12 protein-coding genes are annotated in these 15299 nt (G+C 58.5%); 8 read left to right on the forward strand and 4 right to left on the reverse strand.

Features of this window, described 5'->3' with window-relative positions:
- Positions 1 to 272: 272 nt before the first annotated feature.
- The 8 genes from QP891_RS03755 to tuf all read left to right on the forward strand — a co-directional run bounded on the left by QP891_RS03755 (position 273) and on the right by tuf (position 8806).
- A complete protein-coding gene (locus QP891_RS03755; protein ID WP_284770904.1) occupies positions 273 to 887 on the forward strand; it encodes an ECF transporter S component in 615 nt (204 codons plus the stop codon).
- A 13-nt stretch (positions 888 to 900) separates the two neighbouring features.
- A complete protein-coding gene (locus tag QP891_RS03760; protein ID WP_284770905.1) occupies positions 901 to 2328 on the forward strand; it encodes an ABC transporter ATP-binding protein in 1428 nt (475 codons plus the stop codon).
- Entirely contained in the window at positions 2321 to 3091 is a 771-nt protein-coding gene (locus QP891_RS03765) for an energy-coupling factor transporter transmembrane component T family protein (protein WP_284770906.1), read from the forward strand. Before QP891_RS03760 ends, QP891_RS03765 begins: the two co-directional genes overlap by 8 nt.
- Positions 3092 to 3117: 26 nt before the next feature.
- Positions 3118 to 3669, forward strand: coding sequence for a nucleoside/nucleotide kinase family protein (locus QP891_RS03770; RefSeq protein ID WP_284770907.1), 552 nt, complete (start codon positions 3118 to 3120; stop codon positions 3667 to 3669).
- Between the two features lie 263 nt (positions 3670 to 3932).
- Positions 3933 to 4304: a 30S ribosomal protein S12 gene (gene rpsL / locus QP891_RS03775; RefSeq protein WP_005276879.1), complete on the forward strand. Its 372-nt coding sequence runs from the start codon at positions 3933 to 3935 to the stop codon at positions 4302 to 4304.
- A 6-nt stretch (positions 4305 to 4310) separates the two neighbouring features.
- Complete coding sequence (rpsG, locus tag QP891_RS03780; RefSeq protein WP_023025169.1) at positions 4311 to 4778, forward strand: 30S ribosomal protein S7; 468 nt, start codon at positions 4311 to 4313, stop codon at positions 4776 to 4778.
- Between the two features lie 318 nt (positions 4779 to 5096).
- Positions 5097 to 7226 (forward strand): elongation factor G, encoded by a 2130-nt coding sequence (gene fusA, locus QP891_RS03785; protein WP_023016729.1) that lies wholly within the window; start codon positions 5097 to 5099, stop codon positions 7224 to 7226.
- A gap of 389 nt (positions 7227 to 7615) precedes the next feature.
- Positions 7616 to 8806: an elongation factor Tu gene (gene tuf / locus QP891_RS03790; protein WP_005276884.1), complete on the forward strand. Its 1191-nt coding sequence runs from the start codon at positions 7616 to 7618 to the stop codon at positions 8804 to 8806.
- A gap of 541 nt (positions 8807 to 9347) precedes the next feature.
- Here tuf and QP891_RS03795 read toward each other — a convergent pair.
- From QP891_RS03795 to QP891_RS03810, 4 genes are all read right to left on the reverse strand, one after another.
- Positions 9348 to 11048: an ABC transporter family substrate-binding protein gene (locus tag QP891_RS03795; RefSeq protein WP_284770908.1), complete on the reverse strand. Its 1701-nt coding sequence runs from the start codon at positions 11046 to 11048 to the stop codon at positions 9348 to 9350.
- 146 nt (positions 11049 to 11194) lie between these two features.
- The gene (locus QP891_RS03800; RefSeq protein ID WP_284770909.1) at positions 11195 to 13078 is read right to left on the reverse strand and encodes an ABC transporter ATP-binding protein; all 1884 of its coding nucleotides are present in this window, start codon (positions 13076 to 13078) and stop codon (positions 11195 to 11197) included.
- On the reverse strand, positions 13075 to 14067 hold the full coding sequence (locus QP891_RS03805) for an ABC transporter permease (protein WP_284770910.1): 993 nt from the start codon (positions 14065 to 14067) through the stop codon (positions 13075 to 13077). Before QP891_RS03805 ends, QP891_RS03800 begins: the two co-directional genes overlap by 4 nt.
- Positions 14068 to 15051 (reverse strand): ABC transporter permease, encoded by a 984-nt coding sequence (locus QP891_RS03810; protein ID WP_284770911.1) that lies wholly within the window; start codon positions 15049 to 15051, stop codon positions 14068 to 14070.
- Positions 15052 to 15299 lie beyond the last annotated feature (248 nt).

Consider the following 15299-nt stretch of genomic DNA (forward strand, 5'->3'; position numbering starts at 1 on the left):
CGTTGTCGCGGTTGCGTATGCCAATTCGGCCGCGGAATCGATTGCGGGGACTGGTATATGTGCCTGCTAGTATGAGTAAAGCCTGTGGCCCAGATAAGTAAAATATGGGCCTTGGACTACTTGATTTACACCATTACACGGGAGCTTTCAGAATCTGTGGGCCCGCGGGCGCACAAGCCGCACAGGCACAGAAATGAAGGCTGAGATACTGCGATATAACGCGGTGAACCGTTGAACCTGATCCGGGTAATTCCGGCGAGAGGGAGAAAACAATGACTGCTAATACTGCTGGGGCCGCAACACCAAAGCGCAACTTGGACTGGCGCGTGGTGGATATTGTGGTGGCATCCGTCTTGGGTGTTGCCTGTGGTTTCGTATTCTTGGGCTGGAATGCCGTGGGCTATGCCTGGTACGAGGCCATGGATGCGCTCACGCCGGGGCTTGGTGGCTTGGCCACCGGTATCTGGCTGCTTGGTGGCATTCTGGGCGGATTGGTCATCCGCAAGCCGGGTGCAGCGGTGTACGTGGAGGTTCTCGCCGCTACCGTGTCTGCCGTCTTGGGTTCGCAGTGGGGCATTAGCACCCTGTACTCGGGCCTGGCGCAGGGTATTGGTGTGGAAATCATCCTCGCTATCTTCATGTACCGCCAGTTCAACCTTGGCGTTACCATCCTGGCCGGTATGGCAGCAGGCTGGGGTGCCTTCGTCCTAGAGCTGTTTACCTCCGGTAACCTCGCGAAGTCCTTCGAGTTCAATGTGATCTACTTGGTCACGTTGACCATTTCCGGTGCCATCTTGGCCGGCGCCCTGGGCTTTTACCTGGTGAAGGCATTGGCTAAGACCGGTGCCCTTGACCGCTTTGCAGTAGGCCGCGAACAGCGCGCTTAGGGCTTAGACCGCTGTGACTGATTTTTCACACTTCACGGGAAATGCCACAAAAATCTCGGCTCGCGGCTATGGGTGTACCCACGCTGGGCGCTCCCAACCGGCGCTGCAGGACATAGACCTCGTCATCGATCCCGGTGAGAAGATCCTGCTTTGCGGGGACTCCGGTTCCGGAAAGTCCACGCTATTGGCGGCGATGGCAGGTGTCTTGGGCTCCGATGAGGAAGGCACGCGCACCGGCGAGATTACCTTGGAGGATTCTGCGGGCACGGTGGAAGAGCCGGGGCGGACCATTCCGGTGGGGTTGGTTCTCCAGGATCCGGATTCGCAGGTCATTTCCGCGCGCGTGGGCGATGATATCGCCTTTGGCTGCGAGAACCTGGCGTATCCGCGCGAGGAGATCTGGCGCAGGGTGCAACAGGCTCAAGACCTAGTTGGCCCCTATGTGGACCTGGATTTTCTCACCGAGCATCTGTCCGGCGGGCAAAAGCAACGCTTGGCGCTCGCCGGGGTTATCGCCATGGGCGCGGGCGTGGTCCTATTGGATGAGCCGACCGCTAACCTGGATCCGGAAGGCGCGCAGGACGTGGTGCGGGCCGTCGGCAAGCTAGTGGAGCACACCGGTGCCACCTTGGTGGTAGTCGAGCATCAGCATGCGGCGTGGGAAAGCGTGCTGGACCGCGCGGTAGAGCTGAAGGATGGGCGCATTATTTCTGATGGCCCCTTTGCTGACGTCGCCCGCAAGCGCCAGGTCACCGGTCTCCCGCGGGCGCGGTCGCTGGGAAGCGATGCGCTCGCAGAGTCCACTGCGGCGCTGTGGAGCAAGGACTTGGTCACCCGCTATGGGCCGCCGCGGTCTATCTCCCTGCCGGCGGGCGCCTCGACCGTCATCACTGGCCGCAATGGCGTGGGAAAATCCACGTGGCTGATGACAATGGCGGGGCTGTTGCCTGCCGAGTCCGGGGAAATCGGGGTTGCTGATTTCATCCGCCGCGGCGTGAAGGGCCCTCCTTCCCGGTGGAAATCCCGCGAATTGGCTGACCGCATTGGCTTCGTATTCCAAAATCCGGAACACCAATTTGTCTCGCGCACCGTGGAAGAAGAACTGCGGGTCGCTCCTAAGGTCATGCGCGTTGATCCCCCAGAAAAACGCATCGCGCAACTGGTGGAATCGTTGCGCTTGGGGCATTTGCTGAAGGCCAATCCCTTCACGCTTTCCGGGGGCGAAAAACGCCGGCTTTCGGTAGCAACGGCTCTGGTCACCGCGCCGGAGGTGCTGCTTTTGGACGAGCCGACCTTTGGCCAGGATCCCGGCACCTTTGTGGAATTGGTGGGCCTTTTGCGCCAATTGGCCGATGACGGCACCACCATTGCCTCCATTACCCATGACCCACAATTCATGGCGGCCTTGGGCGATTATCAGGTGGAGGTGCGCGGTGCCTAATCTCTTGCGCAATGTAAACCCGCTGACCCGCATCTTCTTGATGTTCGTCTGGGTCACGCCGCTGCTTGCCTCCATCGACTGGGTATCGGCGGCGATATCGCTAAGCCTGACGCTCATCTTGGCGCCGCTGTGTGGCGTTTCCTGGGTGCGCTTGTGGAAGGCCGGCTGGTTCTTATTCCTCATCGCCCCGCTCTCGGGCATTTCCATGCTGCTCTATGGCGCGCCCGGTGGAGAGGAGTACTTCAGCTGGTGGCTTATTACGGTGACGGAAAATTCGGTCACCTTGGCCATCGCGATCACGCTGCGTGTGCTCGCGGTCGCGCTACCAACGGTGGTGCTCGCACGCGATATCGATCCCACCGAGCTTGGCGATGCCCTCTCGCAGATCCTCCGCCTTCCCTCCCGCTTCGTCATCGGCGCCGTGGCCGGCGTGCGCATGATGACGCTCTTGAAATCGGATTGGCAATCGCTCAGCATGGCGCGCCGAGCCCGTGGGCTCACGGATGAAGGGCGCTTCAAGCACTTGCTCACGATGTCCTTTGGCCTGTTGGTGATTGCCCTGCGCCGCGGCGGCAAGCTCGCGACGGCGATGGAAGCGCGCGGTTTCGGGCGCACCCCACCCGGAGGAGGGGAGCGGACCTGGGCCCGAGAATCCAGGTTGCACGCCCGCGATGGGTGGGTGATGGCCTGCGGCCTCGCCCTTGCTTGTGTACCGGTGGTAACTTCGGTACTTACTGGGGCCTGGAGATTCTTTGGCCTTTAATCCGCGAAAGCAGTGATTCAAGCACTATGGACATTGATGCCGAACAAGAGCGCCTCTTGGAGGACATCGTTAAGCTAGCAGCCTCGCGAAAGCGTGCGTTTAAACCCATCACGGTGCTTATCGATGGCCCCTCGGGCTCCGGCAAAACCTGGACCTCCGCCGCCTTGGCGGATCGCACCAATTGGCGGGTGGTTCACCTCGATGAATTCTATCCCGGCTGGCATGGCCTGGAAAAGGGCTCCGAGATGGTGGGCGAGCAGGTCTTGCGCACCATGAACCCTGGCTATTGGCGCTGGGATTGGGAGGCCAATTGCCCCGGGGACTGGGCAAGCCTCGACGTTCGTGATGACCTCATTGTTGAAGGCGTTGGCTCCGTGACCGCGGATAATATCGCGGCGGCGAAAAAGCGCGGCGCGGTGGTGACCGTGCGCATCGATGGCCCCCGCGAGCAGCGCTATGAGCGCGCGATTGCGCGGGAGCCGGCCTACGAGAAGTGGTTTAGCACTTGGGAAGAGCAGGAGAAATCCTACTTTTATGATAAGGCCGCAGAGCCGGACCTGACGTGGGAGTGGGAGTAGCTCCTCCGCGCCGCCGGCAGGATACATTCCCTGTTTTGTATTCATAGCGCTGGCTTTGCTAGTCTTATCTCTAGTTCACTATGTATTGTGCACCCTGTGTGAATATGGCGCGCAAAGAACATAGTGAAAAGTCTGATCCTTAACAAGGCACCCGCCTTGGGAAGAGTTCTGGACATGCGGAAGCGCCCCGGGAAAGAGCGCCTATTTTTGCATGTTTGGTTCCCTTCTTAAGAAGTGGTGCAATTCGACAGAAAGACTGTTTAATGCCAACTATTCAACAGCTGGTCCGCAAGGGCCGCCAGACCAAGCGCAAAGAGGTTTCTACCGCTGCGCTGAAGGGTTCCCCGCAGCGTCGTGGCGTGTGCACCCGCGTGTACACCACCACCCCGAAGAAGCCGAACTCCGCTCTTCGTAAGGTTGCTCGTGTGCGCCTTACCAGCGGTATCGAGGTTTCGGCCTACATCCCAGGTGAGGGCCACAATCTGCAGGAGCACTCCATGGTCCTCGTTCGCGGCGGCCGTGTAAAGGACCTTCCAGGTGTTCGTTACAAGATCATCCGCGGCTCCCTGGATGCCCAGGGCGTCAAGGACCGTAAGCAGGCTCGTTCCCGTTACGGCGCAAAGAAGGGACAGTAATAAACAATGCGTAAGAATGCTGCTCCGAAGCGTCCTGTAGTAAAGGACCCGGTATACAACTCCGAGCAGGTAACCATGCTCGTCAACAAGATCCTCCAGGACGGCAAGAAGTCCACCGCAGAGCGCATCGTCTACGGCGCGCTTGAGGCTTGCCGCGAGAAGACCGGCACCGACCCGGTTGGCACCCTGGAAAAGGCCCTGGGCAACATCCGCCCAGACCTCGAGGTTCGCTCCCGCCGCGTGGGTGGCGCTACCTACCAGGTGCCGGTCGAGGTTCGCCCGGACCGTGCCAACACCCTGGCACTGCGTTGGATGGTGACTTTCACCCGCCAGCGTCGCGAGAACTCCATGATCGAGCGTCTCTCCAACGAGATCCTGGATGCCTCCAACGGCCTCGGCGCTTCCGTGAAGCGCCGCGAGGATACCCACAAGATGGCTGAGGCTAACCGCGCCTTCGCTCACTACCGCTGGTAATTTTCAGCACCTGCATCATTGGCCTAAGCAACGAGAAACGAGTTTCGCGCTGATTTCCGGGTTTCCCGGCGGCGACACAAAACTTCATATCTCTTGCTTGGGCCATTTTGGTGGCACCGGGTGTGATTTAGACCAGCGCAGCTGGCCTAGTCCAGCGCATTCGCTTTATGTCCAGTACACTGAAGCGATGGAAGTCTAGGAGCCACTGGGCACCTAGCACGGCCACTCAATGGCAAACTTTTCAAGAACTTATCCATGCAGGCGTCTTAGCCAGGTTTCTGGTCACGGCGTCGACGACTATTAAGTTGGGGTATAAACGTGGCACAAGAAGTGCTCAAGGATCTGAACAAGGTCCGCAACATTGGCATCATGGCCCACATCGATGCTGGTAAGACGACCACTACCGAGCGTATTCTCTTCTACACCGGTATCAACCGTAAGGTGGGCGAGACCCACGACGGTGCATCCACCACTGACTGGATGGCACAGGAGAAGGAACGCGGCATCACCATTACCTCCGCTGCTGTGACCTGTTTCTGGAACAACAACCAGATCAACATCATTGACACCCCGGGTCACGTTGACTTCACCGTTGAGGTTGAGCGCTCCCTGCGTGTCCTCGATGGCGCCGTCGCCGTCTTCGACGGTAAGGAAGGCGTGGAGCCACAGTCCGAGCAGGTGTGGCGCCAGGCTGCTAAGTACGACGTTCCGCGTATCTGCTTCGTCAACAAGATGGACAAGCTGGGCGCAGACTTCTACTACACCGTTGACACCATCGTTGAGCGCCTGGGCGCTAAGCCGCTCGTTATGCAGCTGCCTATCGGCGCTGAGGATGACTTCGACGGCGTTGTTGACCTGCTGAACATGCAGGCCATCACCTGGCGCGGCAAGGTCGAGACCGGTGCAGAGCCAACCTACGAGGAGATCCCCGAGGACCTCAAGGAAAAGGCTGAGCAGTACCGCGAGCAGCTGGTTGAGGCCGTTGCAGAGTCTGACGAAGAACTCATGGAGAAGTACTTCGGCGGCGAAGAGCTTTCCATCGACGAGCTGAAGGCCGGCATCCGCAAGCTGACCATCAACTCTGAGATTTACCCGGTCTACTGTGGTACCGCTTACCGCAACAAGGGTGTCCAGCCACTGCTGGATGCTGTTGTGGACTTCCTGCCTAACCCGCTGGACGTGGGCGAGGTTATCGGCCACGCTGTGGGCGATGAGGACCAGCAGCTTACCCGTAAGCCTTCCGTTGAGTCTTCCTTCTCCGCACTGTCCTTCAAGATTGCAGCTCACCCGTTCTTCGGTCAGCTCAACTTCGTGCGCGTGTACTCCGGCCAGGTCACCCCTGGTACCGAGGTCATGAACTCCACCAAGGGCAAGAAGGAGCGCATCGGTAAGCTCTTCCAGATGCACGCCAACAAGGAGAACCCGGTGGAGCAGGCTGACGCCGGCAACATCTACGCCGTTGTTGGTCTGAAGGAAACCACCACCGGTGACACCCTGTGTGACAAGAATGACCAGATCATTCTTGAGTCCATGGACTTCCCGGACCCGGTTATCAAGGTCTCCATCGAGCCGAAGACCAAGGCCGACCAGGAGAAGCTGGGTAACGCCATCCAGAAGCTCGCTGCCGAGGACCCAACCTTCACTGTTGAGTTGGATGATGAGACCGGCCAGACCGTCATCGGTGGTATGGGCGAGCTCCACCTCGACGTGTTGGTTGACCGCATGAAGCGCGAGTTCAAGGTCGAGGCAAACATCGGTAACCCACAGGTTGCTTACCGCGAGACCATCCGCCGCAAGGTGGAGTCCATCGACTACACCCACAAGAAGCAGACCGGTGGTTCCGGCCAGTTCGCAAAGGTTATCTGCACCATCGAGCCGTACAACCCGGACCCAGAGACCTTGGAAGAGGGCGAGTCTGCAACCTACGCGTTCGAGAACGCCGTTACCGGTGGCCGCGTGCCGAAGGAATACATTCCTTCCGTCGATGCTGGTATCCAGGACGCTATGCAATACGGCTACCTGGCTGGCTTCCCGATGGTCAACATCAAGGCAACGCTCGAAGACGGCGCTTACCACGACGTTGACTCCTCGGAGATGGCCTTCAAGCTGGCCGGCTCCCAGGTATTCAAGGAAGCTATGGCCAAGGCAAAGCCGGTTCTGCTGGAGCCAATGATGGCCGTTGAGGTTGTTACCCCTGAGGAGTACATGGGTACCGTTAACGGTGACATCTCCTCCCGGCGTGGCCAGGTCTTCGCCATGGAAGACCGCTCCGGCGCCAAGGTCGTCAAGGCCAAGGTTCCGCTGTCTGAGATGTTCGGCTACATCGGGGACCTGCGTTCTTCCACCGCAGGCCGCGCTAACTTCACCATGGTCTTCGACTCCTACGCTGAGGTTCCTTCCTCCGTGGCTCAGGAGATCATCGAAGAGCGCACCGGCGGCGCGAACTAATAGCGACGCCCCGCCCGTTCAGCGGTGGTTAAGGGCTGGTAGTCTCTGCCAGTAGATGCCAGCCTCACCGCTGAATGTGGCAACTGGGCTGGGTAGCGGCGGGCTGAGTTTGCAGCTAACACCATTGGTTGTGAATTGAGCCGGCCGTTACCCTCCCAGGATCCTTTATTTGAGACTCTTGTTGAGGGAAATGGCCGCGAAGATACGCGGGGTTACCTCCTATAATGGCGGTTTGAAAAAACCGCGGGATAAATCTAGGATCGTGTAACTGGCACGTAAAGAAAGCGTCATTAGCGCTTTGTCCCAGACAATGGGTCAGGTGCCAATGACAACTGTCAACCACGTGGCTGCGAAGGTCGTAGCCACCATATAGTCCAGGAGGACATACAGTGGCAAAGGAGAAGTTCGAGCGTACGAAGCCGCATGTGAACATCGGCACCATCGGACACGTCGACCACGGCAAGACCACCACCACCGCAGCGATCACCAAGGTTCTGGCTGACCAGTACCCTGAGGAGAACCAGGCATTCGCGTTCGACATGATCGACAAGGCTCCTGAGGAGAAGGAGCGCGGTATTACCATTAACATCTCCCACGTGGAGTACTCCACCCCGAAGCGTCACTACGCACACGTTGACGCCCCGGGCCACGCCGACTACATCAAGAACATGATTACCGGCGCAGCTCAGATGGACGGCGCTATCCTGGTTGTTGCTGCAACAGATGGCCCGATGCCGCAGACCCGTGAGCACGTTCTGCTTGCTCGCCAGGTTGGCGTTCCTTACATCCTCGTTGCACTGAACAAGTGCGACATGGTTGACGATGAGGAAATCATCGAGCTCGTGGAGATGGAAATCTCCGAGCTGCTCGCAGAGCAGGACTACGATGAGGAAGCTCCTATCGTTCACATCTCCGCTCTGAAGGCACTCGAGGGTGACGAGAAGTGGGTACAGTCCATCGTTGACCTGATGGATGCCTGCGACAACTCCATCCCTGACCCGGAGCGCGCTACCGACCAGCCGTTCCTGATGCCTATCGAGGACATCTTCACCATTACCGGCCGCGGTACCGTTGTTACCGGCCGTGTTGAGCGCGGTCGTCTGAACGTCAACGAGGACGTTGAGATCATCGGTATCCAGGAGAAGTCCCAGAACACCACCGTTACCGGTATCGAGATGTTCCGCAAGATGATGGACTACACCGAGGCTGGCGACAACTGTGGTCTGCTTCTGCGTGGTACCAAGCGTGAGGACGTTGAGCGTGGCCAGGTTGTTATCAAGCCGGGCGCTTACACCCCTCACACCAAGTTCGAGGGTTCCGTCTACGTCCTGAAGAAGGAAGAGGGCGGCCGCCACACCCCGTTCATGAACAACTACCGTCCTCAGTTCTACTTCCGCACCACCGACGTTACCGGTGTTGTGAACCTGCCTGAGGGCACCGAGATGGTTATGCCTGGCGACAACGTTGAGATGTCCGTTGAGCTCATCCAGCCTGTTGCTATGGACGAGGGCCTGCGCTTCGCTATCCGCGAGGGCTCCCGCACCGTCGGCGCTGGCCGCGTTACCAAGGTTCTCGACTAATCGAGGCTTCGTAACCGCTCAGTAGAGCATTAAGAGTCCGCTGCACCGCATGCCGGTGTGGCGGACTTTTTTGATTTCTACGCGCGCCTTGAGTTGGAGAGGTCGTTGGCTACAGGCAGTGCTGTACGTTAGTGGCTTTTTCTGCTCTCCGAGGGAACTGTAGGCCCAGCTTAAGACCTGTTCACGCAGTTAGAGGCCTGAATGCAGCGATATGGCTGTGCCAGGGTAGAGGCCATCTCGGAGGCTTTTAGCTGGAGCCGCCATTGGCGCGGGCCGCTCCTAGGTAGGAGTCGCAATGTGTTGGCTCTAGGGCATCCGTGTAGTGGCGAGTCCGATAAGCTGCCGGACGGTCTGCGCAAACGGCTAATGGGCCGCCATCGCGAGCCTGTCTCGCTGCCCTCGCCTGGGCAGCGAGTTTGCCCCCTTAAGTTGGGTTCTGTTGGGGGTTTGCAGGGTCCAAACACACCCAAACACAAAGGAAGGCCTTCCACTACCTGCAGGCAGGTAGTGGAAGGCCTTTACCTGGTGAGAGAAGTAGTTATTACTTCTCCCAGCCGATGTTTTCCTTAGGGATGACGGCGAATCCAGGGGCGCCCATGTTGGCGATGCCCTTCTTCAGACCGACCATCTGGGGGCCGTTGGCGAACGGAAGCAGTCCGTATTCCGCGAAGGCTTCGGACTCGAGCTCGTTGATGCGCTCGATCTGCTCATCGCGGGTCGGCAGCTTCTGCATCTCTTCAATCTTCTTATCGAATTCCTCGGTACCAGTGCCGGACTTGTTGAGGGTGGAGTCGCTGGCGTAGGTCTGACCGAAGAATGCCGGGCCGAATGGGTCACTTGCGGCGATACCGGAGAGGAAGAGGTCAAAGTCGCGCTCGTTGCTGATCTTGGAGAAGTCAGAGCTTGGGTGCTCCTCAATCTTCAGCTCAATGCCAGCGTCCTTCAGCATCTTCTGGACGGCGGTAGCGGTGGACTTGGAGACCTCGTCATCGCCGATAAGAACGTAGCGCAGAGACAGCTTGTCGCCGTCCTTGGCGTAGTAGCCATCATCGCCCTCAGAGTAGCCGGCGTCCTCCAGCAGGCTCTTGGCCTCTTCAACGTCGTACTCGAGAACCTCAGAAAGGTTGTCCTTGTAGTCTTCCTGGGTTGGGTACAGGGTCAGGGAGCCAGGCATTTCCTCTTCATAGCCCAGGCCGTTGTAGCGGATCTCTGCGAGCTGGTCGCGGTCGATGGCTGCAAATACTGCGTGGCGAACATCTTTATCAGCCAGCTGTGGGGCCTTGGAATTCAAGGTGAATAGGACGTTGGCCGGGCGGGTGGCTGCGCGGACGTCGATGGAATCGCCCATGTCGGCGGCGATGGTGAGGTTGTTCTTGCTGCCCACGCCGGCGGCGTCGATTTCGCCAGCCTGGAAAGCGTTGATGGTTGCCTGGGACTCCATCGCGCGGTAGCTGACCTTGTCCAGCTTCGGCTCATCACCCCACCACTTTTCGTTAGGCACGAAGGACACGGTGCCGCCGCGGAAGTCGGAGTTTTCCACCTTGAATGGGCCCGCGCCGTACTGTGGGTTGAGCTTGCCCAAGTATTCCTGGTCAAATTTCTCGGCGGTATCGATCGCTGGGTGCAGGATGTCGTTGAAAAGTCCCTGCCACCATGGGTATGGGCTCTCGAAGGTGACCACGGCTTCCTTGTCGTTCTCACCCTTCTCCACGGATTCGATTAGCTCGTAACCGTCGGTGGAATTGACCTGGACGTCCATGTCCTTGCCGTTGTTGAAGCGCCAGGTGTTCTCGAAAGCGGTCCAGTCAATGGGGGTGCCATCGTTGAAGGTGGCGTCATCGTTGATGTCGTAGGTCACGACGGTCTTATCGCCCTCGGTGGACTCGTCTACCGAATCCAGGTACGCGGGGTTTGGGGTGTAGTTACCCTCGCCGTCATAAAGCGCCATTTGCGGGTTGTACCAGCCCCATACGGTGCTGGTATCGGTGGTCATGTTGGCGTGTAAACGGTTCTGCTGCTCGGTCAGCTCCCCAAGGGAGAGGGTGAGCTCACCGCCGTCCTTAATCTCATCGCGTTCTTTTTCGTTGTAGTCACCGGACGGTTTGACGTCGATTTCGAGACCGCCGACAGCCTTGTTGGAGGAGTCGCCACCGTCACCAGAACCCGAGCAGGCGGTGAGTGCGAGCGCGGTGGCGGAGAGAGTGGCAACCGTTGCTATACGGAAGCGACCGAACTTTTTCATGGGGATTACTCCTTGCGTGAGATGAAGACGAAGTTGGCATAGACGGTCGAATAGGTAACCGTCTACTGCAACCATGTGAATTACTTTACAATATTTATATTTGTGTCCGCAATCACTTTATGGAAAGAGTGCGGGGCTCGAGGGAGCTAGGCCCGGGACTTTTCCCTGCGTGCGCGGGCAACCTTGGGATCCGGATTCGGGATGGCATCCAGAAGCTTCTTGGTGTAGTCATCCTGCGGGTTATCGAAAATCTCATCCGTCGAGCCGGACTCGACGAACTTGCCCTTGTACATCACCGCAACGCGGTCCGAAAGGTGGCGCACGACGGAAAGATCGTGGGCGACGAAGAGATAGGACAGGCCCAGCTTTCGCTTGAGGTCCTCGAGGAGGTTAATGACACCCGCTTGGATGGACACGTCCAAGGCGGAGACTGGCTCATCCAGCACAAGGACCGAAGGGCGCGTGGCCAGGGCGCGTGCCAAGCCGATGCGCTGGCGCTGGCCGCCGGAGAAGTGGCTAGGGAAGCGGTCCAGCTGCGAGGAGTCGAGGCCGACCAGGTTCATGAGCTCGTTCACGCGGGCATCGACATCGCCATCAAAGCCCAGCGAGTTGAGCGGCTCCGCAATGACTTCGCGTACGGTCAGGCGGGGGTTCAGCGAGCTCATTGGGTCCTGGAAGACGATCTGGATGTCTTTGCGGGCCTCGCGGCGCTCGGACCCACTCATGCCATTGGCATCCTTGCCATTGAGGACAACGGCACCGTTTTCAGGGTCCAGATCCATGATCTCCAGCAACGTGGTGGTCTTACCGCAGCCAGATTCGCCGACGATGGCCATGCACTCGCCTTCGCGGATATCGAAGGTGAGGCCGTCAACGGCCTTGACGGTGCCTACCTTGCGCTTAATCAACGCGCCCTTGGTTAGCGGGAACTGCTTACGCAAGTCGTTCACGGCGAGGGTGGTCTTGCGATCCCCGCGGGGAACGTCGGCCAAGATGTCATCGGCAAGCTGCGGCGGCTTGAACATCAGCTCGCCGTCGATCTTGCGGTCGTGGATCTCCGGCGCGCGGAGGCAAGCGCTGCGGTGGGATACGGATTCATCCTTGAGCGGAAGCAGCTTCGGCTCGCCGGACAGGCAAGCCTCCTGCGCTACGGGGCAGCGCGGGGCGAATTGGCAGCGATCCTTTAGGTTCACCAAGACCGGTGGGTTGCCCTCAATGGGGGTCAGGGGCTCCGAGGCCGAGGAATCAGGGCGCGGCGTAGAACCAAGTAGTCCTACAGTGTAGGGCATGCGGGGGTTGGAGAAGATGGTATCGACATCGCCGTGTTCTACCGGTTGGCCGGCGTACATGACCATGACATCGTCAGCGGTTTCTGCCACCACGCCCATATCGTGGGTAATCATGATGGTGGCGGCGCCGGTTTCGCGCTGCGCCAGACGGATGACGTCCAGGATTTGCGCCTGGATGGTGACGTCGAGGGCCGTCGTCGGCTCATCCGCGATGAGCACGCGCGGGTTATTCGCAATCGCAATGGCGATGACCACGCGCTGGCGCATACCGCCGGAAAACTCGTGCGGGAAGGACTTCAGGCGCAGGTGGGGCTCGGGGATGCCCACCAGATCCAGCAGCTCGGTGGCTTGCTTCAGGGCTTCTTTCTTGCCGATGTCCTGGTGGGCCTGAATGGCCTCTACCAGCTGCGATCCAATATCGAAGACTGGGGTCAGCGCGGAGAGCGGATCCTGGAAGATCATGCCGATGCCATTGCCGCGGATGCTCGACATTTCCTTATCAGAAAGCCCGAGGAGCTCGCGGCCATCGAATTTCACGGAGCCTTCAACCTTGGCGTATTCCGGCAGCAGACCCATGATGGACATGGAAGTCACGGACTTACCGGAACCGGATTCGCCGACGATGCCCAGGGTGCGGCCGGGGTGCAAATCAAAGCTCACACCGCGCACCGCAGAGACGGTACCTGCTTCAGAAGGAAAGCTGACGCGTAAGTCATTGACGGACAAGATAGGCGAAGTCATAGTTTACCTCCGGAATTGGAGTTGGGATCGAGTGCGTCGCGCAGACCATCGCCAATAAATGCCATGGAGACGGTCAGCAGCGTCAAGGTAGCGGCGGGGAAGTAGAACTGCCATGGGGCGGATTGCAGGGAGGCAGTACCGCCCTGCAGCAAGGTACCGAGGGAGACATCGGGAAGCTTCACGCCCAAGCCCAGGAAGGACAGTGCGGTCTCAGAGCCCACGGTGCCCACAACGCCGAAGACGAACTGGATGATAAGCAGCGAACCAATATTTGGAATGACGTGGCGGACGATGGTGCGCATCTTGGATACGCCCATGTAGCTTGCAGCGCGGACATAGTCCTGCTCGCGGACGGTAAGTGCTAGGGACCAAATCACGCGGGCCTGGTACATCCAGCCGAAGGCGATAAGGACGACCATCAGAAGCTTCCAGTCACCGCCGGAGTCTGCCACCACAAGGGCGATGAGCAGGAAGGTTGGGATGGAAAGCAGGAAGTGGATAACCGCGAGGACGGCCTTTTCTGCAAGTCCGCCCCACAGGGCTGCGGCGCAGCCGACGAAGGCCGAAATGACCAGCGTGGCGAAGGACACCACGATTGCAATGGTCAGGGACCTGCCCAGGCCGTGGATGGTTTGGGCATAGAGGTCATTGCCGGAATCGTTGGTACCAAACCAGTGCTCGGGGCTCGGTGGCTCAGATAGGGCGAGGAAGTCCGGTTCCGTGTAGTCCCACTGGGCAAAGAAATTGCCAAAAAGGGCGGCAAAGATGAGAAAGCCCAGGATGATGACGCCAACGGTGGCTAGCTTGTTGCGGAAGAAGCGGCGAATATACAGCTTGTACCGGGAAGTACCGCGGGGGACCTCCGGCAACGTGGCCATGCGCTCGGCTTCCTCATTGCTTAACGGATCCTCAGAGACGACCTCGGTGCGCGTAGAAACCTCGCCGCGGGGCTGTTTCTTGGACATCTTTGGTTCTTTGGGATTTGTCATTTAGCTCACCCTTACTCGTGGATCCAAGGCGACAACAACGAGGTCTGCCAGAACGGCAGACACGGCCGTCATCGCGGCGCCGAATGCCGCTACGGCTACCGCGCCATTGATGTCGTTCTTACTAATGGTCTGGATGAAGTACTGGCCCATACCGTTCCAGCCGAAGATGCGCTCCGTCATCACGGCACCGGTGAAAATGCCGGGTACGGAGAATGCGACGGAGGTGGCCACCGGGATGATGGAGGTGCGCAGTGCGTGCTTGCGGATGGCCTGCTGGCGGGTAAGTCCCTTTGCGCGTGCGGTGCGGACATAATCCGCATCGAGGTTATCGAGCAATAGCGTGCGCTGGGTCATGTGGTAGCTGGCGTAGCTGATGATCACCAGGGAAATCGTGGGCAGGACGAGGTGCTGTGCGGAATCTAGGAGCTTGGGGAAGAATCCCTCGACCCCTAGGGACTTGGAACCGACGACGTAGAAGATCTTTTTGCCGGTCAGATCGTTGATTTCCAGCGCGGCCCACACGACGGCGATGGAAGCAACAACCACGTGGGTATTCATCGCAATGATGGAAATTCCCTGCCACACGCGGTCACCGGTCTTGTACTGGCGGGAGGCGGTGTATACACCAACCGCTACACCAATAACGATGGACAGGATGGTCGCAAGCAAGAGTAGCTGCGCGGACACCCAAATGCGGTAGCTGATCTCCTCGTTCACCATCTCACCTACCGGAGACTGACCCCAATCCCACTTCGTGATGATGTTGGTCAGCCAGGTCCACCAGCGCTCCAAAAGTGGGGTTTCTGGGCTGAGGTTATAGGGCTCGAGGAGGTTATTGATTTCCTCATCTGAAAGTGGTGGACGGCGCTCGGTGTAGTTCGAACGCGGGTCCAAAAACGAGGCTGCCAAGAAATAAGCCAAGTTAGTGGCTAAAAAGATCATGAGTAACCAGCCCAAGATCTTTTTGATCAAATACTTTGTCATGGGGAAATTCTCCGTGCGCGGTTAAGCAGGAAACAGTGCGAATAAATATGAAGCCAACGATGGAGTCGTTGTATGTGACCAATCTAATAAGATATAAGCAAGGGCACAATTCACATAGCCCCGTGATGTACATCGCCAATCAACCAATAGGTATTTTTTCAGTGTAGACACTTAAGGCGCTAAAAAGAAAAATGGGATTCAGCTGCAGATTTAAAAACCTAAATTGTTCAACAGTTATAAGAAACGAT

It is taken from the genome of Corynebacterium sp. MSK310, assembly GCF_030227355.1.
In the GTDB taxonomy this organism is placed as follows: domain Bacteria; phylum Actinomycetota; class Actinomycetes; order Mycobacteriales; family Mycobacteriaceae; genus Corynebacterium; species Corynebacterium rhinophilum.